Origin of the sequence: Methylobacterium sp. ap11, assembly GCF_900110515.1 — a bacterium.
GTDB classification, from domain to species: domain Bacteria; phylum Pseudomonadota; class Alphaproteobacteria; order Rhizobiales; family Beijerinckiaceae; genus Methylobacterium; species Methylobacterium ajmalii.
The window spans coordinates 142,029-162,635 of sequence record NZ_FOEB01000005.1; the positions used below are offsets into that span (position 1 = coordinate 142,029).

The window sequence follows — 20,607 nt, forward strand, 5'->3', positions numbered from 1 at the left end:
GCCACCGCCTCCAGGTGGCGCGCGGCTGTCGTGGTGCTGTTGGCGATGAGCATCTCGTCGTGCTCCTCGATGGTGGCGAAGGGCCGATTGAGGCCCAGGCGTGCCGTCAGGGTGGCTTGGTGGTGTTAATGTGTGTCGGCGACGAAGAGAACTCGGGGTGGCATGGTGGCCTCATGGGATTGCGGAGGCACGGCACGCGGCGGTACTCCGGGATCAGTCGGACTGGTGTAGGCTGGCGTGTTTCATGTCGTGCGATCTCCGAACGGTCCTTACGATCGCCTTGAGCGTAGGGCTCGTACAAGCGGGGTATCTCCGCCTCCAACGCAGCCGTCCCTAGGTGAATGCGGACGATAGCCTCAGTCGCTCTCCTCGGACCCGCCGTCGGGCCGCTTAAGGATGGGCTTGGCCGCCTGCCGCTTCCGACCTTGGCCCTTGGCTCCTGCCGCGCCGTCTGCCGCCTTCTTCTCCGCTCGTTCCTGGCGTCGCTTCTCCGCCCTCGCCGCCGAGATTGCCCGTTTGGCCCTCTCGGTCGCCGCGCTCGGCGGGATCTTGCGCGCCGGAACACGAACGACGAGTACGCCACGCAGCAGCCCGTCCCCGAACAGTTCGCCCACCTTGGGATGGTAGAGGGTTCGGAAATGACCGGGGAGCCCCTCGCTCGTGGTGAGGTCAAGTACGAGGAGCATGCCGACCGGGATGTTCGTGTTCTGGTAGAGGGCGGTCTGGTCGCCGTAGGACGCCAACAGGTTCGCGAACGACGCGTCCGTCTCCTCGCGCTTCACCTCGGTGACGAACCTGATGCCGTCGACCTGATGGGCGACGTCTGCCCGTCCGCCGCCGACCCCGCGCACCTCGTCCACCGTCCCGAACCTGGAGCGGCGCAGGGACGCCATGTAGTCCTGCTGCAGGGCCTTCTCGTGCGGGTTGGGCTGCCCTTCCTCGACGAAGAGGTAGGCCACTGCCGGATCCACGCCTGCCGTAAGGTCGAGACGGTCTTCGAGAAACAGCAGGGTCTTGTAGACCAGCGACCGCACGATAGCCCGGACCTTCGGCTGCTCGTAGTACCGCAGCCCTTTGAAGGTGAGATGGACGGCCGTTACTGCCTCCATTAGGGGCGGCGAAACCTGACGGAACTCGAAAGCGTTGACGTCAGCGAGGGTCTCGCGGACGACCCTCGCCTGGAGCTCGATGGGGAGCTCCCCCTGCTCAAGAATGGCGGCGACCGATGAGCCTTCGGCCGCCGCCGGCTGAGGGTCCGAGGAGCCCTCCATACCCAAGGCGGCCTCGGCGCGGACGATGAGCTCGGTTGCAGCGGCCCCGTGCTCGGATAGAGGGTTTGCGCCCAGCCAGTCGCGCAGCACGTAGAGCTGCTGCCTTTGGAGGCTAACGTATTCCTCGATGCGGGGCCGGACCACCCATTCCAACCCGCCATCCTCCCCACGTCGGAAAATGGTCCGACTGGCTGAGTAGACCGCGAGCAGCTCGCCCTCGATGATGCGCGCGGCGTCCCACCACGCAGGCTTGCCGAGATTGGGGGTGAGGCTGCCCAGGCGGACCGCGAGCGCCCCCCATGCGGCAACCTCCGCGGTCTTGGCGCCGTTCAGGAAGTCGTCTTCCTGCCCGGAATAGGCCGAGTAGGCGAAAGCTTCCCTGCTGAGGTCCTGCAACCGCTCAGCCCAACCGTCGGACCGCTTCTCGTAGAAGTCGTCGAGGAGCCCGATGGCCAGCGAGAGCACCCTGGCGTCTGCGCGTGCCTCACGGCGGGCCGAGGCGGCCTCGAACCTGGAACGTGCCTGGCGCAGCCTGGCCAGCACCTGGGCGCCTTCCACGGCCCGCAGCGCCGAGCCTACCTGATCCAGGCCGAGTTCGAACGAAGCCTCGTCTGCGGCGTCGGCCACGTTGAGCAGGTCTTCGAGGAAGCTGACGATTCCCGGGTTCGGGCTCTCGGCGTGGAGGAAGCCCCCGACCCTCGCGGCATGCGCGAGGAAGTCGGGTTCGTCATCGAGTTCGCTTGCGACCACGAAGCCCGCCAGCTGGAGGGCGCGGCGGCTATCCTGACGCTTCATGAGCAGGGCGCCGCGCAGGGCCGCCGTTCGCACGCTCGCGGCGGCGTCCCTATCGCCGGCCAGGGCCAGCCAGCGCCGGAAGAACTGGCGCTCGGTCGGCTCGGGCAATGGTCGGCGGCCAGCGGCCCAATCGACGACGGCGTTGATCGCGAAATCGTTGTCGAGGTGCTCGACCACCTTGCCGGCGAAAGCCATGGCGGCATCGTTCACGTCGTCGCTCCCGTCGACGACGAGGGACACGAACTCCGGGGCGTAATGAGAGCGCGCGATGGCCATCGCCTCGCCCAGGATCGGGTCGAGGCCGCCGAAATCCGCGGCCGACGGCTTTCGCCCGGCCGTCAGCACCGCTTCCATCTTGGCGTCGAGGGCGTCCACTGCCTCACCAGAGGTAATTGTCCCCGGAAGCGTAGCGCACCTTGTCGCCTGACACATGCCCGCGGATGGTATCGTTGTTGACGGCCGCCACGAACACCTGGATGTGGCCGATCTCCTCGACGAGTTCCGCTAGGCCGGCGACGAGGCTGGCGTAATCCTGGCCCACCATCTCGTTCGCACCGGGCGAATCGATCAGGAGGAGTCCGGGGTGGCGCCCCAGTCCGCGGCGCTCGGCGACCGTGATGATGGCGATGGTCGTGGCGATCTTGAGCCGCGCCCGTTCGCCGTCCGTCTGCGCCCCGAAGAAGGCCGTGCCGCCGCCTTTCTTCAGGGCCATGGTGCAGTTGCCGCGCAGCTCGACCCCTTCGAGGCTCTCGACGCCGAACCGGACCGCATAGTCTCTGGTCAGTTCGGACACCTCCGCGAGGAGATCCTCCTGCAGCGGCTTGAAGGCCTGCTTCGTCACCTTCTCGGCAATCTCCAGGATGGCCGTGTCGTCCAGCGGCTCCGGGGCTGGCTCCTCCTCGTCCTCCAACTCCTCCTTCCGGGCCTCCTTGCGCATGATCTCCATTTCAAGGGCATGCGCTCCCGAAGGCTGAGCGAGCGCAGCTTCGAGACGGCGGCAGTCCGCCTCGAAGCGTTCCCTGTCGGCCTTGGCCTGAGAGACGGCTCCCTGGGCCGCCTCGCGGCGAAGCTTCTGGGCCCTCACTTCCGCCTCCGAGGCCGCGACGGCGTCCTTCAACCCTGCCTCCTGGGCTGCCGGGTTGCCCTCGGGCACCTCGTCGGTCCCGCACACGACGCAGACGTGTCGCTCACGGGTCTCCTGCCTGCGCTCCTCGTCGAAGATCTCATCGCATCGCGGGCAGCCGAGAGGGTCGAGGGATCGGAAGACCCGGCGCGCGGCCCGGCCCTCCTTGAAATCATGCAGGTCGCGCCGGGCCTCCGCATACGCCTCCTTCGCCGCATCCAGATCCTCGTCCACGGAAGCGAGCGTCCGCTCCCCGGCGCGCAGCCGCGCCTCGGCCGCCGCGACCTCTCTGTTCGCCCGCCTAAGTGCCTGTCGCTGGTCCTCCTCGCGCGGCAGCTTGGCCAACCTGGCACGAAGCGAGGCAAGCTCGGCATCCAGTTCGGCGAGCCGTGCCTTGCGACGCCCGCGCGTCCGCTCGATCTCCGCCGTGACCTGCCGCGTCTCGGTCGCGATCCGGTTCTTGGCCGACAGCACGTCGTTCGTGGCGTCCGCCCAGGGCACCCCGAGGTACATCTGCATCATGCGGATGCGCAGGTGCTGGGCCGAACCGAACAGGTGCTTCGGGCTGGGCTCGATCACCATGGCGCCGGACAGCCATGGCCAGTGGTGTGTCTGGTCGATGCCCTGGCCCTTCTGGTCGACGTGGACGACCAACGTCTGCAGTCCGAGCTGCCCCATGAAGAAGTCCGACATCACGGCCTCGAACCCTTCATGGGACCCGAACGGCGCCTGCTCGAACCGCTTCTCGCCCTCGACCCTCCACAGCGTGCCCGCGGGCGTCACCGCGTCCGAGATGTCCACCTCGTAGGCCTGCTCGTCGAGTGTGAACGCCATCTTCACGGCGTCGAACCACTCGGCCATCTCGCCGGGGATGTTCTCGGCGCGGCGGCCCGTGAGGCACCACCTCATCATGCCCAGTAGCGTCGACTTGCCCCGGAAGTTCCTGTCGCTGAGCATGGCCATCAGGCCAGGCCCGAGGTCTTCCCAGGCGAACGAGATCGGGCCCGACGCCTTCTCGCCCTTCTTCTCCCCGGTGAAGGCGAGTGACCGGATGCAGAGGTGCTTGGGGACTGCGATGGACGGCTTATAGGCGACGCCGTGACGGGTCAGGACGCCGCGAACCTCGTCCACGGTCCGGCCTGACTTGTCCGCGATCTCCGCAAGCAGGGACGCCGCGTCGAACGGCTTCGGTTCGTCAGCCATCAGGCGGCCTTCTGCAGGGTTTCGAGCCGTTTGCGGACGCGTTCGGCGGTGGTCGGGATCAGGTCGCCGGTCGCGGCATCGTGGTACTCCTTCTGCCGATGCTGGCGTTCCTTCAGGGCGTAGCCGCCACGGCCGGCGGCAACGCGCAGCACCAAGTCCACCCGTCGGTCGTACCAGCCCAATTCAGGCAGGTCGGCGACCACCCGGGGTATCAGTTCACTGGCCTTGGCGGCGACCAGGAAGTCATGCTCGTCAGTGCCGCGCTCCATCTGGCGCGACCGCGGCAGGACCAGCCCTCGGCTCTTGAGGATGCTCAAGACCATGTCGAGCGGCTCGTAGGCACCGAAGTACCGCCGCAGCATCGGCACCCGCCGTAGGTCCGGTTCTTCGTCGGCGAAAATCCGATCCGCTGTGTCGAGGTGCTGCCGGTCGCTCGTGAGCTCGTAGAGCGAGAGAAGCTCGTCCGCCAAATAGTCAGGGTAGCGCACCCAAAAATCGAGCGCCTGCACCTTGGTCTCGCCCCGAAACACGCGGTCGAACCCGTTGACGGGCTCACCCGTGTACGGTCGGCTGCCCTTCACCAGGATGAAGAGGATGCGCAGGGCGTTGCGATGGTAGTCGACCGTGGGCATGGCCGGAATGCCGTTTGGAATCAGAGAGCCGTCATGTGCCATGCGGGATGAATTGCCGCCAAGCTCAAGTCTGAGGGACGGCTTTGCACGACAGGTTCACGGCGTCCCAAGGCCCGGCTTCCTCCCGCGAACGGAGTACCCCTGGCCGGGGTCTCCGGCATGGGGAGGGGGGTGTCCGGGCGCGTCGCACGAGCTTCCGTCGCGCCCAGGTCGTCCCCCGCAACTTCAAACGGCCGCGTTCAACGTTTGTTCCGTGGCGTTGGCGGCCGTCTGACCGAGCTTGGTCTCGCGGAAACCTTGATGCTTGTCGCGCCTCAAGGCCGGCCTCACCTACAGCCCCATGAACAGCGAGTTCGACGTCATCATCGTAGGGGGAGGCGCCGCCGGCATCGGCGCCGCGCGGCGGCTTGCGGCGCACGGGAAGGCGACGCTGCTCCTTGAGGCGTCCTCGCGCCTCGGGGGCCGCGCGTTCACGCAGGACCTCGGCGGCTACCCGCTCGACCTCGGCTGCGAATGGCTGCACTCGGGCGACCGCAACGCCTGGGTCGGCATCGCCGAGGCGTCCGGGTTTCCGGTTGACCGCAGCGACCCGCCGTGGGCGAAGGCGCACCCCGGCATCGCCTGGAGCGAGGACGACGAGGAGGCGGCCCGGAAGGGGTTCGGCGATTGGGAGGAGCGGCTCCGGGCGGTCGCGCAGGTCAGCGACCGGGCGAGCGACGCCTTGGACCCCGATGGCGATTGGAACCCCTACGTCCGGGCCATCGCCGGCTTCATGAGCGGGGTCGCGCCCGAGCGGATCTCCGCCACCGACTACCTCGCCTACGACGATGCCTCGACGGGCAAGAACTGGAACTTGCCGCTCGGCTACGGCACCCTGGTCGCCGCCAGCCTCCCGCCCTCGGTGACGCTGCGCCTGGCCACCCCCGTCGAGCGGATCGACCTGACGGCGGACGGCGTCGCCATCACCACCCGCGCCGGCACCGTCCGCGCCCGGGCCGCCATCCTCACGGTCTCGACCGCGGTCCTGGCCGGTAACGCGATCCGCCTGCCTCCCGGGACCGAACCCTGGCGCGAGGCGGCGGCCGCCCTGCCGCTGGGGCGCAACGAGAAGGTCTTCCTTGAGATCACGCGCAAGTCCGCATTCGAGCCGGACTCCCACGCCTACGGGAACCTGCGCGACGCGCGGTCCGCCGCCTACTCGATCCAACCGAACGGCTGGCCTGTCATCGAGGCGTTCCTCGGCGGCGAGGGGGCCCGCATCCTCGACGAGGAAGGCCCCGCCGCCGGCTTTGCGTTCGTGTCGGCCGAGTTGACCGGCCTGTTCGGCAGCGACGTGGCGTCGGCGGTCCGCCCGCTCGCGGCGACTTCTTGGAGCCGGATGTCGTCCATCGGCGGCGCGTATAGCTGCGCCCTGCCGGGGCAATCGAGCGCGAGGGCACGGCTGGCCCGGCCGTTCGAGGACCGACTGTTCTTCGCGGGCGAGGCGACGCATCCCTTCGACTTCACGACCGCCCACGGGGCGCACGACAGCGGGCAGCGGGCTGCCGACGAGGTTCTGGCGGCCCTGCGGGACAGGGACCGCCAGGGACGGCGCGTCGCCATCGCCGAGCCGACGCGAGCGGCCGGGTAGGGACCTCAGCCGCGGTAGCGCAGCGCGTCGACCAGCACGGCCAGCGCCGGCTCCGGCTCACGCCGGCTCGAGTAGTAGATGTGATAGCCCGGGAACGGGTCGCACCAATCCTCCAGCACCCGGACGAGGGTCCCCGCTTCCAGGTGCGCCCGCACGCCGTCCTCGAACAGGTAGGCGATCCCGAACCCGTCCAGCGCGGCCTGAAGGAGCAGCGGCTCAGTGTTGAACGTGACCTGTCCCTCGACCCACACCCGGAACTCGCGCTCGTCCTTCTGGAACTCCCAGGCGTAGAGGCCGCCATGGGTCGGCAGGCGCAGGTTGATGCAAGCGTGCGCGGTGAGGTCCTCCGGGCGCTGCGGCTTGGCTCGCCCGGCGAAGTAAGAGGGGGCCGCGACGGCGGCCATGCGCATGTCCGGCCCGATCCGGACCGCGGTCATGTCCTTGGCCACGATGCCACCCCAGCGCACCCCGGCGTCGAACCGCTCAGCGACGATGTCCGTCAGGACGCTGCTGACGACGACCTCCACCTTGATGTCGGGGTGGTCCGGCAGGATGCGCCGCAACGCCGGCCAGAGCACCGTGGGTGCCGCGTGCTCGTCGGCGGTGATCCGGAGGTTGCCTGCCGGCTTGCCCCGCATCTCGGCGAGGCCGGCGAGACCCGCCTCGATCTCCTCGAACCGGGGGCCCACCGCCTTGAGGAGCCGCTCGCCGGCCACGGTCGGCGCGACGCTACGGGTGGTGCGGGACAGGAGCCGTACGCCCAGGCGCGCCTCCAACCCCCGGACGGTCTGGCTCAGCGCCGGCTGCGAGACGCCGAGCTGCGCCGCGGCCGAGAACGAAGAAGCCGGTGATGGTCGTGAGGGGGGCGCCAGCGCGTCGCGTGCCGCCCTCGACGTGGATGTCGAGGTAGAGGGCGGTCTGGTCACGGATGTAGATGAGCGCCGACCGGTCGCCGCCGTCCGTGCGGGCCGTCGCCCGATACAACGTCACGCCCGCCAGCGTGAAGGGCGTGGGCCGGTCGAACGCCGTCGCCATGCCCTTGCGGACCGAGCGCACCACGGACCTCGCCCGCTGCGTTCAGGCCCGCCACCATGGCGGCCTGGACGTCGGCGGCGACCTGGCGGTCGACGACGCGCTGGAAGGATTCGGCGTCGACTTCGAGGGATAGGGATAGACGTGCCATGGGCCACGGTCGCCGGGGCGCACGCAACGGCCACCCCCCCGCACGTCACGTAGCGCCTTGTCCCATGCGTGACGTACGGGCACCATGCCGGCATGCAGACCGAAACTGAACGCGCCCGCTGGGCCGCCGCCTTCGCCGACCAGTTGGCCGGATTCGCGCCCGGCCCCTATCCGGACGTGCCCGAGAAGGCGCCGGCCCGGCCCGCCTCTCCGGCGACGCGCCTCAAGCGGTCCCAGGAGAACGCCAGGGCGCGCGCCCAGCGCGCCCGCGACAAGGCGAGGCGGGCCGCCGAGCTCGACGGCGCCATCGCCGACGGACTGCGGTCGGTGATGCGTCGGCGGAAGGTGCTCGAACGCCTGCGCGACGGCGAGGAGATGTCGCGAATGGCTGTCTGCATCGAACCCGCCCTCGGCGTCGCGATGGAGCGGCTCGTTGATGTGTATGGCTGGGAGCGCCCGCTCGCGAGCCGCGCCCTCACGGCCCGCCTGCTGCGCCCGAGCAAGCCCCCGCCCGCGTAGCCGCCAACGCCACTCCGCCTTCGAGGCCGCCCCATCCCGGGCGGCCTTTTTCGTGCCCGGCCGTGACGTTCGCGGCGGCCCCGTGACGTGCGCGCCTGGTCCACAGGCGTGCCGTACGCCGAAGTAACGGAGACGTCGTTGCAGGCAGGAATCCCGGCCTTAAGGACACGTTTACCACGGCGCCCAGGGATTCTGTTACCGAGTTCACAGGCTGTCGGCGGGGGACTCTTGGCAGCGGATTCGCGAGCTGCGATCTCAGATGCACACCGCAACGAGGAGGCCCGCCATGTCGTATCACCGCACTGCCCATGACGTTGCCGGCGCCTTCGACCGCGGCGCGCAGGGCCTCGCAATGAGCCTCGGCACCGTCCTGATCGAGCAGCGCATGATCCGCCAGGCCGACCGCCAGGCCGCGAACGCGATCAGGGCCCAGACGGCCCGCCTCGTCTACGACCGCGTCCTCGCCGAGGAGATGGCCGCCCACCGCGCTGCGACCGCCCGCCAGGAGCAGGCCGCCCGCGCCGAGCGGTTCCGGATGCAGCGCGCTCTGGCGGCGTTGGCGGCCAAGCGCGCCCGGGGCTAACTCGTACCGCGCTGCGCACGAATCGTGCGCACGCAGCAAGAGTCCAGGGCCCGGCGGGCCGCCAGCGCAAATAAAGAAGGCCGCCCCTCATCAGGGCGGCCTTCTTCGTTCCGGTGGGGGCTGCGGGCGTCAGGCGGCCCGGGGGCGTAGCGCCGGGACGGGCTCGTAGCCGTGTTCGCGCATCGTGGCGGCGACCTCGTCGACCTTCGCCTGGAGCAAGGCGCGGCCTTCGCGGACGGGGCCGGCCAGCGCGGCCAAACGAGCCTTCTCCGCGTCGGTCCACTGCGCCGCCGTCGGGACCGGCGGCAGGTTCTTGAGCTTGCGCTCGCCGAGGAGGTGCTGCCCGATATGACGGGCCTCGTACGCCAGCAGCGCGGCCCGCTCCTCCACGTCGAGGCTATCGAGATACGAGCGAGCACGCTCGTCGAGGATGCCGGCCGCGCGCTCCTCGCCGCATGGGAACAGGTGGTCGCCGGCGGCGCGGCCCCACTCCTCGCGGGGATCGGCCTCGACCACGTCGGCCTTCACGAGCTCCCTCGGGCGGGAGAGCTCCCGCACCAGCTCCTCTTCGGCGAGCGCCTCTTCCTGCGGGGGCGTCGGCACGAGCGCGGCCGCCGCGCGCAGGACGAATTTCGTGCCGTCCCAAACGAGGCGGGGCGCGCGAGCCATGGCGAGGGCCGCGGCGCGGAAGACGGCGGCGAAGAAGCTGCGAACGGACATCGGTGTCTCCTGTCTGTGGGGTGATGCTACGGGTGGTGTCGAAATCGACTAGGCGGTGACGCTGAGCTCGCGGGCCCCGGCATACGTCGCGCGGCGGACCCAGACGTGCCTGCCGCGGACTTTGGCGCAGTGGACGAGCGCCCCGTCGCCGGTCGGGTAGGCCGTGCCCGCCTCCCAGTCGTCGCCGGGCGCGGTCACGATTCGCTTGAGCTTGTCGGTCCAGCCGGCGGCGAGGCATGCCGCGCGGTAGCGGCGCTGCGCGGCGCCCGCCGGATCGACGAGGTCCTCAGACTGCTGCTCCGACACCGGCACCAGGGCCCCGTCACGGACGACGGCGTGGCCGGCGCGCGTGTCCACGACCGTCCCGTCGGCGGGCATCGATTCGAGGGGCGCGACGCAGCGGAGGCGGCCGCCAGGGCGGGCCTCCAGCATCACGGTCCATAGGGGGTCTCTCACGGGCAAGCTCCTTCCGTTCAACGATCCCTGGACTGTGCCAGCCGTCCCCGAAAGTAAAAAGGGGTTCGCCGCATTTTTCTTTTCTGATGTCATTCCGCAGTTTTTTGATACCACTTAATCTATGGGCGATCCTTCGAATTTCGAAGCATTCATCCCACTTGTATTGGGCGGGAACCAGCGTACATTAAACGCTGAACTACGCACCCAGAGGGACTCCCATGGCACGAGCACTACGTGAGAGGGACGTCGCCGCGCGCCTGCGGTCGGCGTGCCGTGAGGTCGGGGGGCAGGCGTCGTGGGCCGCCTTGGCTGGCGTTTCGCGCTCATACGTGACCGAGGTCTTGGCGGGTCGCTGCGCCCCGGGGGAGGCGATCCTGCTAGCGCTCGGCCTGGAGCGGGACGTGCGCTACGTCGCCCGCCGACCGCGCGAGATCGCGCTCTACGACGAGCACGGTGTCACGCTCCTGACGGCGGAGATGCTCTGATGGGCCGCCCTGTCCGTCCCCGTGGCAGCCTCGATGAGGTCGGCACCACTGCGTGCTCGGAGATCGACGCCGCCTGTTACGTCCGCCCCTCCGTCGAGACCGTCGCCCGTCTTTGGGATTCGCACGGCTGGGAGGCCTGCGTCGAAAGGTGGGCCTGGCTCGGCCGGTCGGCCATCGAGCGCATGGCGGCCGACGGCCGCCGCGTCCTGCGCGCCCGAGCTGGCGAGGCCCCAACCCGCAACGTCCGCCGCAAGACGACCGTCGAGCAGGAGGAGGCGATCTGCGCCATGGCCATGGCGCAGGGTGTCCACCGGGCCTCGATGGCGCACGGCCTCCGGTCGACCTTCGTCTATCGCCTCCTCCGCGAGCGCGGCGTCACGGAGATGCCGCGGCTCTCAACCGAGGAGCGCCTTCGCCTGAACACCGCGAGCATGGCCGCGGCCCGGGCGGCGAGGTGGGCCAACCACTTCAACTCCGAGAGGACCGCAGCATGAGCAAGAAGCCGTCAGCCACGCGTTCCTTCGTCATCCGTCTCGACGGCTTCCCGCCTGAGACGTTATCGGCCCGCTCGAAGGCTGCTGCCCGGGCCGCTTCCTTCCGGGCTTTCCGCGAGGCCGGCTACACGGCTGACTTCCTCTGGTTCTGCCGGAACGTCCGTGTCGAGGCCGCGGCATGACCCGGCGCGCCTTCGACGACTTCGACTTCGATTCCCGCCAGCGCTCCACCGAGCAGGCGCACGAGGACGATCTGCACGCGGCGACGACGTTCCTCTGCCGCGGCTGCGCGGAGGAGCACGACATCGTCGACCGGGTGGTCCTGCGGGCCCATCCCGAGATGCCCTCCCTCTGCTGGGTCTGCGCCACGTACGCCGGCGTCGGCGGGAGGAGCTACCCGTGACCGCCGTTCAGCCCCGCGGCGTCTTCGTCGACCACCTCTGGCGCCTCGACCTCGCCGAGACGAAGCGCCGCCTCGCCCTGGTGCGGGCCGCCTGCCGCGCCGCTTCCATCGAGGCCGGGGGGACAAGGAGCTCGATGCCGCGCTCGCCCGCGTCGACGCCGATCTCCTCTACGCCGCGCAGCGGGTCGTCGAGACGCTCGCGACGGAGCTCGCCCTGCACGAGCGCGACCGCGGCCCGCCGCCGGACACTCCAGCCGCGGAGCCTGCACCGCCGCCGGTTCGCTACGCCCGCCTTCCCCGCCTCAATCCCAGGACCTCGCCATGACCGACACGACACAGGCCCTCCACGCCCTCGCCGGGGAAGTCGCTGCCTCCGGCGGCCGCCCCGCCATGCAAGTCGCCCGCTCGATGATCGCGCGTCTCGACCGCGCGGGGCTCGTCATCGTCCCCCGCGACCAGTCCGGCGCCTACGCGGCCCTCGCCGACCTCGACGCCCTCCTGTCGCTGCGAGACGCCGCCGGCGATCCGGAGTTCGTGACCGAATGGGCCGGGCAGCTTGGGCTCGATAGTCCGGCCCGGCTGACGTCCGCCCTCGTCGCCGTTCGTGACGCCCTCGATCAGGGAGCGGCCGTGTGAGCGCCGTCGTCATCGTGGAGTGCGGGCGCGAGGCCCGCACCGCCTTCGTCCATCTCGCCCTCTTCTAGGAGCCCGTCCGTGTCGCATCTCCGCCTCGTCACCGATTCCCCGCCGCTAGCGCCCGAGCCGGCCATGCCGCGGGCCTACGCGCCCCCGCCGGCGCCGGTCCGCGGTTTCCCGTACCCGTCGCAGGCCTTCGCCGTGCATGGCGCGCGCCTAGCTCCGTCGCGGCTCTACCCGGACCGCATCCCAGCGCCGCCAGGCGGCCGCGCGCATCTGACGGAGAGGCGGGCGGCATCCAGCCGGACGTCGCCTACACCCAAGTCGTCGAGTTCGAATGGGGTCGCTTCGGCATCAGCCGGTACTGCCTTGACGGCCGCTGCCGGGCCGAGGACGCCAACCCGCCGCGCAGGCCGGACCCCGAATGGGGGCCCGACGATCTTCCCTTCTGAAACCTCAACTCACCCCGGTTTCCGCGAGCGGACCGACATGCATTACGTCTCTGAACTCCGTGACGGCGCCGACCGCCACTTTTGCGACTGGCTCGCCCGGCTTGCGGCCGGCGACGCCTCCGCCCGCACGACGGCGTGGGGCCTCGGCGTCGATCTCGCCGGCCTGGCGCCCGAGGCGGCCCTTGAGGCTTTAGCCGTAGCGTTCGTCGCCCAGGGCGCGTTCGAGCAGCTTCTCTACGCCAGCGCCATCTTCGGGGGCCCGGCCGATGACGACGCGACGGATTCCGCCGTCCACGTGATCTACGACCTCAACGAGGAGCGCGGCCTGTCCGAGGGTGAGCGCGAGACCCGCCTGCGCGACCGCATCGTCAAACGCATCCGTCTCGGGTCCTATGACACCGCCGACATCGAGTGGGTGGAGATCCGCGCCGCCGCCATGGAGGACGCCGAGGTGTTGAAGATGGAGCCCTTCGGCGAGGAGCGCATCCTGGAGCTCGCCCGCCGCGTCGTCACCGCGTCGACGCCGCAGGTCGACTTCTGGACGAGGAGGGAGATCGCGCCGGACGAGCGGCACCTGATGCTGCGCGAGAGCGTCGGCGGCCGGGAGAGGGAAAGCAGGCACAGCTTGCTCTCGGCCTACCTGCACGTCGTCTGCGGGGACGGCGGCGCGAGCGAGTTCCTAGCCGGGTACGACGAGCACGTCGCCCTCGCGAGTTAACCACTCGTTAACCGTGTTCAAGCACAGGACGGTCGCCGTACCGCTTAAGTCTTGCGGGGCGGCGCCGTTTTGAGGCATCAAGTGGGCCAGCGTCGGCGGTAACCACGACGTCAAGATCGACTCGACGGATTTGGTCTTTTGACCCTTCTTCCTGCGCATGGGGCGACGTGCCCCGCGTGGGAGTTTCGGCATGTCGAATACGGACCGTGACTGGCACCCGACAGGGGATTTCATCTTCGAGCGCATGACGGAGGCGGACCGCGAGGCGTTCCGCCGCTTCATGTTCGCTGCAAACGGGGATGACGAAGACGACGTCGGGTACTCCAAGCTCTGCTACCTCGGCATCAACGTCGCGCGCAGCAGCAGATGCGCCGAGCGGGTCGAGGACGACCACATCCGTCTCCAGCTGGCGTGGATGGCGGAGGCCAGGCTCATCGACGAGGAGATGGACGAGCACGACTGGAACGTCCTGACGTTCTTCGCGAGCCGCGAGGATAAGGCGGTCGCGGCACGCCTGAGGCACCTGTTCGAACTCGCGAGCGGGGTCACCGACGCGGACGCATTCAACGAGCGCCTCAGGGCCGAGCGGCGCGCGAAGGAGGCGGCCCGTGGCTAAGCGCCCCCGCCGTAAGTCCCGCCTGAACCGGCGGCCTGTCCCGGTGGCGACCGACGCCGCCATCGAGCGCCTGATGAGATTCCTCACCTGGCGCTTCAAGTGGCTGCCCCGCCCAGTCACGCACGTCTCTCGGGCCAGGACGCTGGACAACGGCTTTGCCGCCGATCTCCAGCTTTTCGACGGCACCCGCTGCATCCTCGTCGTGCGCAACTGGCAGGGAGATGATCCTGACGAGCGGTGGTACATGAAGGGCAAGTACAAGCCGGCGGGACCTTCCGGCTTCTACTGGAACCCCGTCGACAAGGTCTGGGTCCGCGCCACCGAAGAGGAGGCCAAGGCGGCTACTGCGGCAGGGAACTGCCTGTAACACCAGAAGCCGTGCCTAAGGGCACGGATGAACCAGCCTTCACATCTGAGGCCACCACCGTGAACCCCCGTGCCAACATGAGCACGGATTACCCATCGTGCGCGATTCCACCGGTCAGTTGTCCAACCCCGTGCCATTGCGAGCACGGATTGCCCCTCCTTCACTTGCGCGGCCACTACCGCGAACTCCCCGTGCCTCTGAGCACGGATAACTCAAAGGGCTCTGCAGGCCCACCTCCGTGGCGGCCACACACGGGTCAAAGTGGCCATGAACGCGCTGCCCGCCGGGAGGCCCTGCGGCGCGGTCGAAACCGAACCGCATTCCGAGAGGCGGGGCTAGTCGTCCCCGCCGTCGGCCTCCATCGCGCGCCCGAGCCGGATCTCCTCCGGCATGTCGGGCGTCGTCGCCATGCGCTCCCTGATCTCCTCCAACGACGCCGGCCGGTAGCTCCACCGGTCGACGCCGACGTCGCAACTCTGCGCGGTGTCCGGCAGTAGCCCGTGCGTGTGCCCGAAGCAGTGTCGCGAGCCCCGGAAGGCGCCCGGCCAGGCCCTCATCGGGTAGTGGCAAAAGACCCAGCGCTCCCCCGCCAACTTGGGCGTCGCCAGGTCGTGCTGGCTGTGCCACGCCAGGTCGGTCGTCTTCTTCCTATCGTGGTTGCCCCGGACGAGGATCTTGCGGCCGCGCAGGCGACGGAAGATCTGCGCGCACCGCTCCGCGCTCGCCCCGAGGGCGAAGTCGCCGAGGTGCCATACTTCGTCGCGCGGGCCTACGACGGAGTTCCAGGCCGCGATCAGGGCCTCGTCGTGCTCCTCGATGTCGGTGAAGGGCCGGCCTGCCATGGTCAGGATTCCGGCGTGGCCCCAATGGTGGTCGGCGGTAGCGAAAATGGTCATGAAGGCAGCCTCCGTGGAAGGGGCTGCCGCCGCGCGGTCACGCCCCGGGATGGGTCTCGGTCGGGTCGGGGCGTATGCTCGGCTTCACGGGTCGCTCCGTCATGCGGGAGGCCAGGGATCGCAGCTCCCGATTCCCCCGGTCAAGCGGGGTCGTCGGGCACGGTTAACGGAAACCCTGGGCGGTCCGGCGGCCGGCGGCTTCCGAGTTCGGCGAACCGCGCCCGGCACCAGGGCGTGTATTTCGCCGGACGCCTGACGTGCCACGGCTTCGGCCACCGGCACCGGACGAGGGCCGCGAGGACGTCCTCCGGTGTCGCCCGAGGACCGAGGCGAGCGGTCAGGCGCTCGACGCAGTAGTCCCCCTTACGCCCCGGGCACCACGGACAGACCAGCCGCACGCGCCGGTACGGGAACTCGCCCAGCGTCCGCGGTACCCGCATCCGTCCCCCGCCGTTGAACCTGCCTTCTTGTTCCCTATCTGTTCTTCAAGGAGAGACGGTCAATGCCAAGCCTGGACGACATCGTGGCCGCGGCCGCCGGGGACGAGCGGGACGCCCTCCGGCGGGCGATGGCGGAGGACATCGAGGCCCTTCGATCCGATAGGGGAGGGAGGGGATTCCTCCCGGCCGAGCGCCCGGCCGACCTGGCGAGGGCGCTCGGCCGGGATCGGCGGGCTCAGGCTTCGAGGCGCGCCCGCTCCTGATCGACCGCCTCCAGGATGGCCTTGACCCAGACCAGCATCCCCTCCGCCTTCAGTTCGAGGCGCTGCGAGTAAATGTAGTGCCGGAGGGTGATGGCCTGCGCGAGCTCGCGCTCCTCGTCGGCGTCGCCCTTCGCCTTCCGTGCGTGCGCGAGGATGGCCGATCCCGCGCCGCCCAGCCGCTCCATGTCGAGGAAGGTCGGCAGCGTCCGCCTGACGTCGTGCGGGGTCCAATGCCGGATGCCGTTGGCCGTCAGAAGGTCGTCCTCGGGCCGGAGCGTCACGCCGCCCTTCCGGGCCGCCTTGGTCTTTCCCTTCATGCGGTCCAGGAACTGCGTCATCCCGACGGCGGTCGTCCGCTTGCCCGGGACGCGGCTCGGGAACAAGTACACGCCCTCCCGGGGCGCGCCGATGCGGTCGAGCGCCGCCAGGGCCTCGGGCGGGACGGGAAGGGCGTGCGGCCGCGCCCGCTTCTTCGGCGACGCGTTACGCCCCGACCCCTTCATCTCGACGGCGGTCCAAGTCCAGATCTTCCAGCCGGGCCGCTCGGGCCAGTCCCGCGTCGTCGCCCGCAGCGTCCCGGTCAGGGCGGTGGCGCGCTGCCCGGTCAGGACGACGGCCCATAGCGCCGCGAGCATCCCGGGCCCGGTTTCCTTGGCGGTTCCCCCGAGCGCCTTGAACCGCTCCGCCAGTACGAGCGTCCGGGCGAGTTCCTCGACGGTGGGCGTGTGCTCGCGCGTGCCGGAGGCGTACTCGACGGTGAGCCGCTCCCGCCACCACGGGAACTCGACATCCGCCAGACCGGCCCGCGGGGCGTGGTGGCGCCAGGCCCAGTCGAGCGCTGCCTTGACCGCCTCGACACTGTCGGCGGCCGCGGACAGCGTGTGGGCCTTCGTGACCCGATCCCGCATCGCGACGAGGTCCTTGAGCTCGACCGCCGCGACGCGCCTCATGGCGAACCCGTCGTCGAGCGTCCGGCGCAGGTGGCGCTCGAACTGGACCCGCCAGCGGTCCTTCAGGGTGGGGAGCTTGGTCTCCAGGAACAGGTCGACGAGGTCGCGCCACTCCCACGGCCCGCGCCGGCGCCGCTCCTCCTCGGTCATCTCCGGCGGGTCGTCGGGGTGGGGCTCGGTGAAGGCGACGTCCAGCGCCGTCTCCAGGTTGTGCCCCTTCTCGAACACGTTGCTAAAGGCGCCGAGCTCGACGTCGATGAGGCGCTTTGGCGTGCCCTTGAGCTGCTCGGCCCGGACCTTCGTGGCGGCGACGCGGGCCGCGGCCACCGGCAGCGTGTCCATGTCCCCGAGGGTCGTGGACCCGGTCCGGCTCTTGAGGATGAATTTGCCCGACCGCCTCCGGACGCGGAGGACGAGCCCCTGGCAGACGGTGTCGGCGAACTCCATGCCGTTCCCCTGCAGGGTGTCCTTGGCGACGAGGGCCTGGGCCTGCTTGACGTGGGACTGGGTGAGCCGCACCCGCTCCCGGGTGAACGTTTCCTTGCCTGCCATCGACGCGTCCGCCTCCGTACCACGGGCGTACCACGCTCGATATGGCGGGCCAGGGCAAGGCGTCAGGGTGCGTAGAGGCGGGAAAAAGCCTTAAGGATCAAGGCGAGGGTTAACGGTCGACGGCGTCAGCCGCGGGTCACGAAAAGGGCCTTATCAGCTTCCCAAGCTGAATGTCGTCGGTTCGATCCCGATCGCCCGCTCCATATAGCCCGTGGAAGCATTCGATCTTTCGACGGTCTGCCGCCGATCTCGTGGACCTCATGGTCCCCATCGCGGTCTTCATTTCCGTTCGGGCGTGCTCTTCGCCTCTCGATGGGCCAGGCGCAGCTCCGCCACCGTCCGCGATCTCCCGACTGCATCCCGCGAGTAGCACGCCGTGGTCTTCGCGTCCGTGGATGCCGCCGTGGCCCGGATCGCGTCGAGGTCGGCGCCAGCCGGTCGCCGATGGTCTCGGGCGCCGTCGGTTCGACGGTGGAGAGCCCGGAATGCCTCGGGGAGTGCCCTGGACCACCAGCCAGGGCTGGCCACCCATCGGGGGATCGACCGTCGGAAGGCCGTCGCGCTCCAGGATCTCTGCCGTCGCGGCCCACTCGGCCGGGTCCTGGCGGAGGCGCCGGGCCGCCTCGGCCTTTGCATGGAAAGGGGCCCCGGTCGCGGGGGGAGGGGCGCGGCATGGTCAGGGTCGCTCACATCTTTTGGGAGCCCGCTGGAACGTATCGAGCGCCAAATCGTAATTCGGGCAGATGAGGCGCGCGCGAGCAGCGCCCAACACCTCACTCCCGAAAGCTGTACAGTCATGTTGCTCCACGAAGTGACGGACGCCCTTGGCGTGGGCGGCCTCTTCCGCGATGTCATGAAGCCGCTCGACACCTACCTCTCCAACGGCGAGGCCGAGGCGGGGGAACCGGTGGGCCGCGCGGATGTCGGCCCGTCAGTGTTCGGGCTTCGCGACGGGGCCACCCGGCGCGACGCCGGTCGCCGCGTGCCGGAGACCGTCTCGGCTCACGGTTGAGAGCAGCGGGCTCACTGCGCGGGGGCCCGCGGAATCGGTCCGACGAGCCGTTGATCCCGTGCAGATGGTGCCGCCGGGACGCCTGGAATCAGGATTGCGGATCGCTCCCTTCGGGGCGGCCCCGGGGGGCCGCAGGTGCCGGCCGCGCGCCTATCGGCTCGGCTTCCTCGCTGTCCCCGGCATGGAACTCGGCCGGGGACAGCGGCCCTGCTCGGCTGGGCCGCCTCATCGACGAGGCGCGACGGTGTCGGGCGCGGGCGTCTCCCGGCGAGCCTCGCCTGGCGTAGGCTCGGCGACGAGACGGTAGAGCGCCATGCCGGCGAGCATCGCGGCGACGAACACGCCCGCCTCGGGCAGGCCGAGGGCCAAGCCGGCGAGCGCCGGGCCGGGGCAGAAGCCGGCGAGGCCCCAGCCAGTGCCGAACAGGGCCGCGCCGGCGATCAGCCGGGCATCGACCCGCCGCTTCGTCGGCACCGCGAAGGTCGGGGTGAGGATGGGCCGCGCCATGCGCGCCATGGCGAGCGTGCCGAGCGCCGAGACGCCGACCGCGCCGGCGAGCACGAAGGCGAGGCTCGGATCCCACGCGCCGGCGACATCGAGGAAGCCGAGAACCCGGTGCGGGTCCATCATGCCCGAGAGGGCGAGGCCGAGACCGAAGAGGAGGCCGCTCGCGAGCGCGGCGAGCAGACGGGGGGCGGTCATCGGGCGACCCCGTGGCGGACGAGAAAGACGGTCACGATCGCCGCCGCCATGAAGGTCGCGACCGCCGCGACGGAGCGCGGCGACAGCCGGGCGAGGCCGCAGACTCCGTGCCCGCTGGTGCAGCCCGAGCCGAGCCGCGTCCCGAAGCCGACGAGGAGCCCCGCCGCGACCAGTCCCGGCCAGGACGCCGCGACGCAGACCTCCGGCCACCCGCCCGACAGGAGGCGGAACAGCCCCGGCCCGGCGAGCAGCCCGGCGAGGAAGGCCAGCCGCCAGGCCCGGTCCCGCCCGGCGGGGCCGAGGAGGACTCCGAGAATGCCGCTGATGCCGGCGATGCGGCCGTTGAGCAGGAGGAGCAGGGCCGCCGAGGCACCGATCAGGGCGCCGCCGGCGAGGGGGGCGAGGAAGACGGTCACGATTGTCTCCGGATCGATCGAGCTGCGCGGCTCGGCCGGCAGCGTAAGCCCGAGCCCGCGCTCCGCGAAAGGCCGGGCGGCGGTCGCGGGGACGGAGGCGACCGGCGCACGAGGCGTTCCAGAATCCGTGAGGATCGCGTGCCGGCTGCTGCAGCCCCGACCGTGACGGCCGGCTCGGCAGTTCTCGGCCAAGCGCAGTTCTCGGCCAGGCGCAGTTCTCGGCCAGGCGCAGTTCTCGGCCAGGCGCAGTTCTCGGCCAAGCGCAGGTCTCGGGCAAGCGTAGGCCTCGGACAAGAACAGTTACGATCGGCAACATTCGACTGCGGAGAGACTTGCGATTGCGTCAACATTTGCGGACGGGAGAGGTATAACGACGCTTTAACGAATGCGTGGGTAATTTTCACACGGCCGCCATTGGCCCTCCCACCCGTCCCACGATCGAGAGACGCATGACGACGATCTCCAGCGCTTCGCCCTCACCGGTCACCGCGCAGCGCCTGCCGCTGCCGCCGCGAGGCCCCGATTCCGACCGGATGGCCGAGACGATCGGCAGCGAGGTGGCCTCCGGCGCTCTCAGCGGAGCCGATGCCACCGCCCTGACGAGCGCGCTCGGCGCGATCCGGTCGAGCCTCGCCTCGGGCGGCGCCCCGGCGGCCTCCACGTCCGACACCGCGGGCGCGGCCGGCTCCCGGCGCGATCCGGCGGCGATGAAGAGCCGGATCGACGGTCTGATCGCCGAGCAGGTCGGCAACGGCACGCTGACCAGCGATCAGGCCTCCGAGCTGAAGAACCTGTTCGCGAGCCACGGCCGGAGCACGACGGCCTCGACCGAAACGGGCCGCGCGCAGGGCAGCCACGAGCCGCCCCCCGGCCCTCCCCCGGGCGACGCCGAGACCCCGGGCGACGCACGGGCCGACGGACCGTCCGACGACCTCGCCTCCGGCGGCGGCGCGTCTGCCGCCGACGCGCTCTCCACCTTCGTCAAGCAGCTCCAGGCATCCCAGCAGAGCCGCGCGGGCTACGGCGCGGGCGGCACGCCAACGGGCGCGGCCGACGGCGCCGCGATCCTGCTGGACTTCCACGCGTGACGT

At 70.2% G+C, this 20,607-nt stretch carries 24 protein-coding genes and 1 tRNA gene; 15 read left to right on the forward strand and 10 right to left on the reverse strand.

The window, feature by feature from the left end; translation table 11 throughout:
• Positions 1 to 356: 356 nt before the first annotated feature.
• The 3 genes from BMX97_RS09060 to BMX97_RS09070 are packed head-to-tail and all read right to left on the reverse strand — an operon-like array spanning position 357 to position 5,066.
• Positions 357 to 2,441, reverse strand: a complete 2,085-nt coding sequence (locus BMX97_RS09060; protein ID WP_091748349.1) for a hypothetical protein — start codon at positions 2,439 to 2,441, stop codon at positions 357 to 359.
• Between the two features lie 4 nt (positions 2,442 to 2,445).
• On the reverse strand, positions 2,446 to 4,392 hold the full coding sequence (locus BMX97_RS09065) for a coiled-coil domain-containing protein (protein ID WP_091748352.1): 1,947 nt from the start codon (positions 4,390 to 4,392) through the stop codon (positions 2,446 to 2,448).
• Complete coding sequence (locus BMX97_RS09070; protein ID WP_143074591.1) at positions 4,392 to 5,066, reverse strand: hypothetical protein; 675 nt, start codon at positions 5,064 to 5,066, stop codon at positions 4,392 to 4,394. Before BMX97_RS09070 ends, BMX97_RS09065 begins: the two co-directional genes overlap by 1 nt.
• Positions 5,067 to 5,364: 298 nt before the next feature.
• Here BMX97_RS09070 and BMX97_RS09075 point away from each other — a divergent pair, with 298 nt between their 5' ends.
• Positions 5,365 to 6,654, forward strand: a complete 1,290-nt coding sequence (locus tag BMX97_RS09075) for a flavin monoamine oxidase family protein (RefSeq protein ID WP_091748983.1) — start codon at positions 5,365 to 5,367, stop codon at positions 6,652 to 6,654.
• A gap of 5 nt (positions 6,655 to 6,659) precedes the next feature.
• On the opposite strand, the gene BMX97_RS09080 is transcribed toward BMX97_RS09075, so the two are convergent.
• Entirely contained in the window at positions 6,660 to 7,526 is an 867-nt protein-coding gene (locus tag BMX97_RS09080; RefSeq protein ID WP_091748986.1) for a LysR family transcriptional regulator, read from the reverse strand.
• Between the two features lie 62 nt (positions 7,527 to 7,588).
• On the opposite strand from BMX97_RS09080, the gene BMX97_RS09085 reads away from it, so the two are divergent.
• From BMX97_RS09085 to BMX97_RS09095, 3 genes are all read left to right on the forward strand, one after another.
• Positions 7,589 to 7,822 carry a hypothetical protein gene (locus tag BMX97_RS09085; RefSeq protein ID WP_091748357.1) on the forward strand — a complete coding sequence of 78 codons (234 nt, stop codon included), beginning with the start codon at positions 7,589 to 7,591 and terminating at the stop codon, positions 7,820 to 7,822.
• A gap of 107 nt (positions 7,823 to 7,929) precedes the next feature.
• Entirely contained in the window at positions 7,930 to 8,355 is a 426-nt protein-coding gene (locus BMX97_RS09090; protein ID WP_091748361.1) for a hypothetical protein, read from the forward strand.
• Positions 8,356 to 8,641: 286 nt separating this feature from the next.
• Complete coding sequence (locus tag BMX97_RS09095; protein WP_091748365.1) at positions 8,642 to 8,938, forward strand: hypothetical protein; 297 nt, start codon at positions 8,642 to 8,644, stop codon at positions 8,936 to 8,938.
• Positions 8,939 to 9,067: 129 nt separating this feature from the next.
• On the opposite strand, the gene BMX97_RS09100 is transcribed toward BMX97_RS09095, so the two are convergent.
• Both BMX97_RS09100 and BMX97_RS09105 read right to left on the reverse strand, forming a co-directional pair.
• Complete coding sequence (locus BMX97_RS09100) at positions 9,068 to 9,658, reverse strand: hypothetical protein (RefSeq protein ID WP_091748368.1); 591 nt, start codon at positions 9,656 to 9,658, stop codon at positions 9,068 to 9,070.
• Positions 9,659 to 9,706: 48 nt separating this feature from the next.
• Positions 9,707 to 10,114: a hypothetical protein gene (locus tag BMX97_RS09105; protein ID WP_143074592.1), complete on the reverse strand. Its 408-nt coding sequence runs from the start codon at positions 10,112 to 10,114 to the stop codon at positions 9,707 to 9,709.
• Between the two features lie 329 nt (positions 10,115 to 10,443).
• Between BMX97_RS09105 and BMX97_RS32770 the strand changes: the two genes are divergently transcribed.
• From BMX97_RS32770 to BMX97_RS09150, 8 genes are all read left to right on the forward strand, one after another.
• A complete protein-coding gene (locus tag BMX97_RS32770) occupies positions 10,444 to 10,599 on the forward strand; it encodes a hypothetical protein (protein WP_177202167.1) in 156 nt (51 codons plus the stop codon).
• Positions 10,599 to 11,093, forward strand: a complete 495-nt coding sequence (locus BMX97_RS09115; protein ID WP_091748375.1) for a hypothetical protein — start codon at positions 10,599 to 10,601, stop codon at positions 11,091 to 11,093. The genes BMX97_RS32770 and BMX97_RS09115 overlap by 1 nt, the downstream gene beginning before the upstream one ends.
• Positions 11,090 to 11,275: a hypothetical protein gene (locus BMX97_RS09120; RefSeq protein WP_091748378.1), complete on the forward strand. Its 186-nt coding sequence runs from the start codon at positions 11,090 to 11,092 to the stop codon at positions 11,273 to 11,275. Before BMX97_RS09115 ends, BMX97_RS09120 begins: the two co-directional genes overlap by 4 nt.
• Complete coding sequence (locus tag BMX97_RS09125) at positions 11,272 to 11,496, forward strand: hypothetical protein (RefSeq protein ID WP_091748382.1); 225 nt, start codon at positions 11,272 to 11,274, stop codon at positions 11,494 to 11,496. Before BMX97_RS09120 ends, BMX97_RS09125 begins: the two co-directional genes overlap by 4 nt.
• Before the next feature lie 321 nt (positions 11,497 to 11,817).
• Positions 11,818 to 12,132 carry a hypothetical protein gene (locus BMX97_RS09135; RefSeq protein WP_091748387.1) on the forward strand — a complete coding sequence of 105 codons (315 nt, stop codon included), beginning with the start codon at positions 11,818 to 11,820 and terminating at the stop codon, positions 12,130 to 12,132.
• 489 nt (positions 12,133 to 12,621) lie between these two features.
• Entirely contained in the window at positions 12,622 to 13,302 is a 681-nt protein-coding gene (locus BMX97_RS09140; protein ID WP_091748390.1) for a hypothetical protein, read from the forward strand.
• 190 nt (positions 13,303 to 13,492) lie between these two features.
• Positions 13,493 to 13,918 carry a hypothetical protein gene (locus tag BMX97_RS09145; RefSeq protein WP_091748393.1) on the forward strand — a complete coding sequence of 142 codons (426 nt, stop codon included), beginning with the start codon at positions 13,493 to 13,495 and terminating at the stop codon, positions 13,916 to 13,918.
• Entirely contained in the window at positions 13,911 to 14,285 is a 375-nt protein-coding gene (locus BMX97_RS09150; RefSeq protein ID WP_143074593.1) for a hypothetical protein, read from the forward strand. The genes BMX97_RS09145 and BMX97_RS09150 overlap by 8 nt, the downstream gene beginning before the upstream one ends.
• Before the next feature lie 335 nt (positions 14,286 to 14,620).
• Here BMX97_RS09150 and BMX97_RS09155 read toward each other — a convergent pair whose 3' ends face one another.
• Together BMX97_RS09155 and BMX97_RS09165 are read right to left on the reverse strand one after the other, a co-directional pair.
• Entirely contained in the window at positions 14,621 to 15,181 is a 561-nt protein-coding gene (locus tag BMX97_RS09155; protein WP_091748399.1) for a metallophosphoesterase family protein, read from the reverse strand.
• Positions 15,182 to 15,856: 675 nt separating this feature from the next.
• The gene (locus BMX97_RS09165; RefSeq protein WP_091748403.1) at positions 15,857 to 17,386 is read right to left on the reverse strand and encodes a site-specific integrase; all 1,530 of its coding nucleotides are present in this window, start codon (positions 17,384 to 17,386) and stop codon (positions 15,857 to 15,859) included.
• Positions 17,387 to 17,488: 102 nt separating this feature from the next.
• Between BMX97_RS09165 and BMX97_RS09170 the strand changes: the two genes are divergently transcribed.
• Together BMX97_RS09170 and BMX97_RS09180 are read left to right on the forward strand one after the other, a co-directional pair.
• A tRNA-Ser gene (locus BMX97_RS09170) sits at positions 17,489 to 17,589 on the forward strand.
• 593 nt (positions 17,590 to 18,182) lie between these two features.
• Complete coding sequence (locus BMX97_RS09180) at positions 18,183 to 18,398, forward strand: hypothetical protein (RefSeq protein ID WP_091748407.1); 216 nt, start codon at positions 18,183 to 18,185, stop codon at positions 18,396 to 18,398.
• Positions 18,399 to 18,623: 225 nt separating this feature from the next.
• Here BMX97_RS09180 and BMX97_RS09185 read toward each other — a convergent pair whose 3' ends face one another.
• Both BMX97_RS09185 and BMX97_RS09190 read right to left on the reverse strand, forming a co-directional pair.
• On the reverse strand, positions 18,624 to 19,100 hold the full coding sequence (locus tag BMX97_RS09185) for a YeeE/YedE family protein (protein ID WP_091748410.1): 477 nt from the start codon (positions 19,098 to 19,100) through the stop codon (positions 18,624 to 18,626).
• On the reverse strand, positions 19,097 to 19,516 hold the full coding sequence (locus BMX97_RS09190; RefSeq protein ID WP_091748413.1) for a YeeE/YedE family protein: 420 nt from the start codon (positions 19,514 to 19,516) through the stop codon (positions 19,097 to 19,099). The genes BMX97_RS09185 and BMX97_RS09190 overlap by 4 nt, the downstream gene beginning before the upstream one ends.
• Positions 19,517 to 19,965: 449 nt before the next feature.
• On the opposite strand from BMX97_RS09190, the gene BMX97_RS09195 reads away from it, so the two are divergent.
• Entirely contained in the window at positions 19,966 to 20,604 is a 639-nt protein-coding gene (locus BMX97_RS09195; RefSeq protein WP_091748416.1) for a hypothetical protein, read from the forward strand.
• The last annotated feature ends 3 nt before the right edge of the window (positions 20,605 to 20,607 follow it).

Coding starts and splice junctions, on each gene's coding strand:
- BMX97_RS09185 (WP_091748410.1), bottom strand. CDS start 19,100: ATGACCGCCCCCCGTCTGCTCGCCGCGCTCGCGAGCGGCCTCCTCTTC.
- BMX97_RS09145 (WP_091748393.1), top strand. CDS start 13,493: ATGTCGAATACGGACCGTGACTGGCACCCGACAGGGGATTTCATCTTC.
- BMX97_RS09155 (WP_091748399.1), bottom strand. CDS start 15,181: ATGACCATTTTCGCTACCGCCGACCACCATTGGGGCCACGCCGGAATC.
- BMX97_RS09085 (WP_091748357.1), top strand. CDS start 7,589: ATGAGCGCCGACCGGTCGCCGCCGTCCGTGCGGGCCGTCGCCCGATAC.
- BMX97_RS09115 (WP_091748375.1), top strand. CDS start 10,599: ATGGGCCGCCCTGTCCGTCCCCGTGGCAGCCTCGATGAGGTCGGCACC.
- BMX97_RS09100 (WP_091748368.1), bottom strand. CDS start 9,658: ATGTCCGTTCGCAGCTTCTTCGCCGCCGTCTTCCGCGCCGCGGCCCTC.
- BMX97_RS09070 (WP_143074591.1), bottom strand. CDS start 5,066: ATGGCACATGACGGCTCTCTGATTCCAAACGGCATTCCGGCCATGCCC.
- BMX97_RS09075 (WP_091748983.1), top strand. CDS start 5,365: ATGAACAGCGAGTTCGACGTCATCATCGTAGGGGGAGGCGCCGCCGGC.
- BMX97_RS09140 (WP_091748390.1), top strand. CDS start 12,622: ATGCATTACGTCTCTGAACTCCGTGACGGCGCCGACCGCCACTTTTGC.
- BMX97_RS09095 (WP_091748365.1), top strand. CDS start 8,642: ATGTCGTATCACCGCACTGCCCATGACGTTGCCGGCGCCTTCGACCGC.
- BMX97_RS09165 (WP_091748403.1), bottom strand. CDS start 17,386: ATGGCAGGCAAGGAAACGTTCACCCGGGAGCGGGTGCGGCTCACCCAG.
- BMX97_RS09135 (WP_091748387.1), top strand. CDS start 11,818: ATGACCGACACGACACAGGCCCTCCACGCCCTCGCCGGGGAAGTCGCT.
- BMX97_RS09125 (WP_091748382.1), top strand. CDS start 11,272: ATGACCCGGCGCGCCTTCGACGACTTCGACTTCGATTCCCGCCAGCGC.
- BMX97_RS09195 (WP_091748416.1), top strand. CDS start 19,966: ATGACGACGATCTCCAGCGCTTCGCCCTCACCGGTCACCGCGCAGCGC.
- BMX97_RS09120 (WP_091748378.1), top strand. CDS start 11,090: ATGAGCAAGAAGCCGTCAGCCACGCGTTCCTTCGTCATCCGTCTCGAC.
- BMX97_RS09090 (WP_091748361.1), top strand. CDS start 7,930: ATGCAGACCGAAACTGAACGCGCCCGCTGGGCCGCCGCCTTCGCCGAC.
- BMX97_RS09065 (WP_091748352.1), bottom strand. CDS start 4,392: ATGGCTGACGAACCGAAGCCGTTCGACGCGGCGTCCCTGCTTGCGGAG.
- BMX97_RS09180 (WP_091748407.1), top strand. CDS start 18,183: ATGTTGCTCCACGAAGTGACGGACGCCCTTGGCGTGGGCGGCCTCTTC.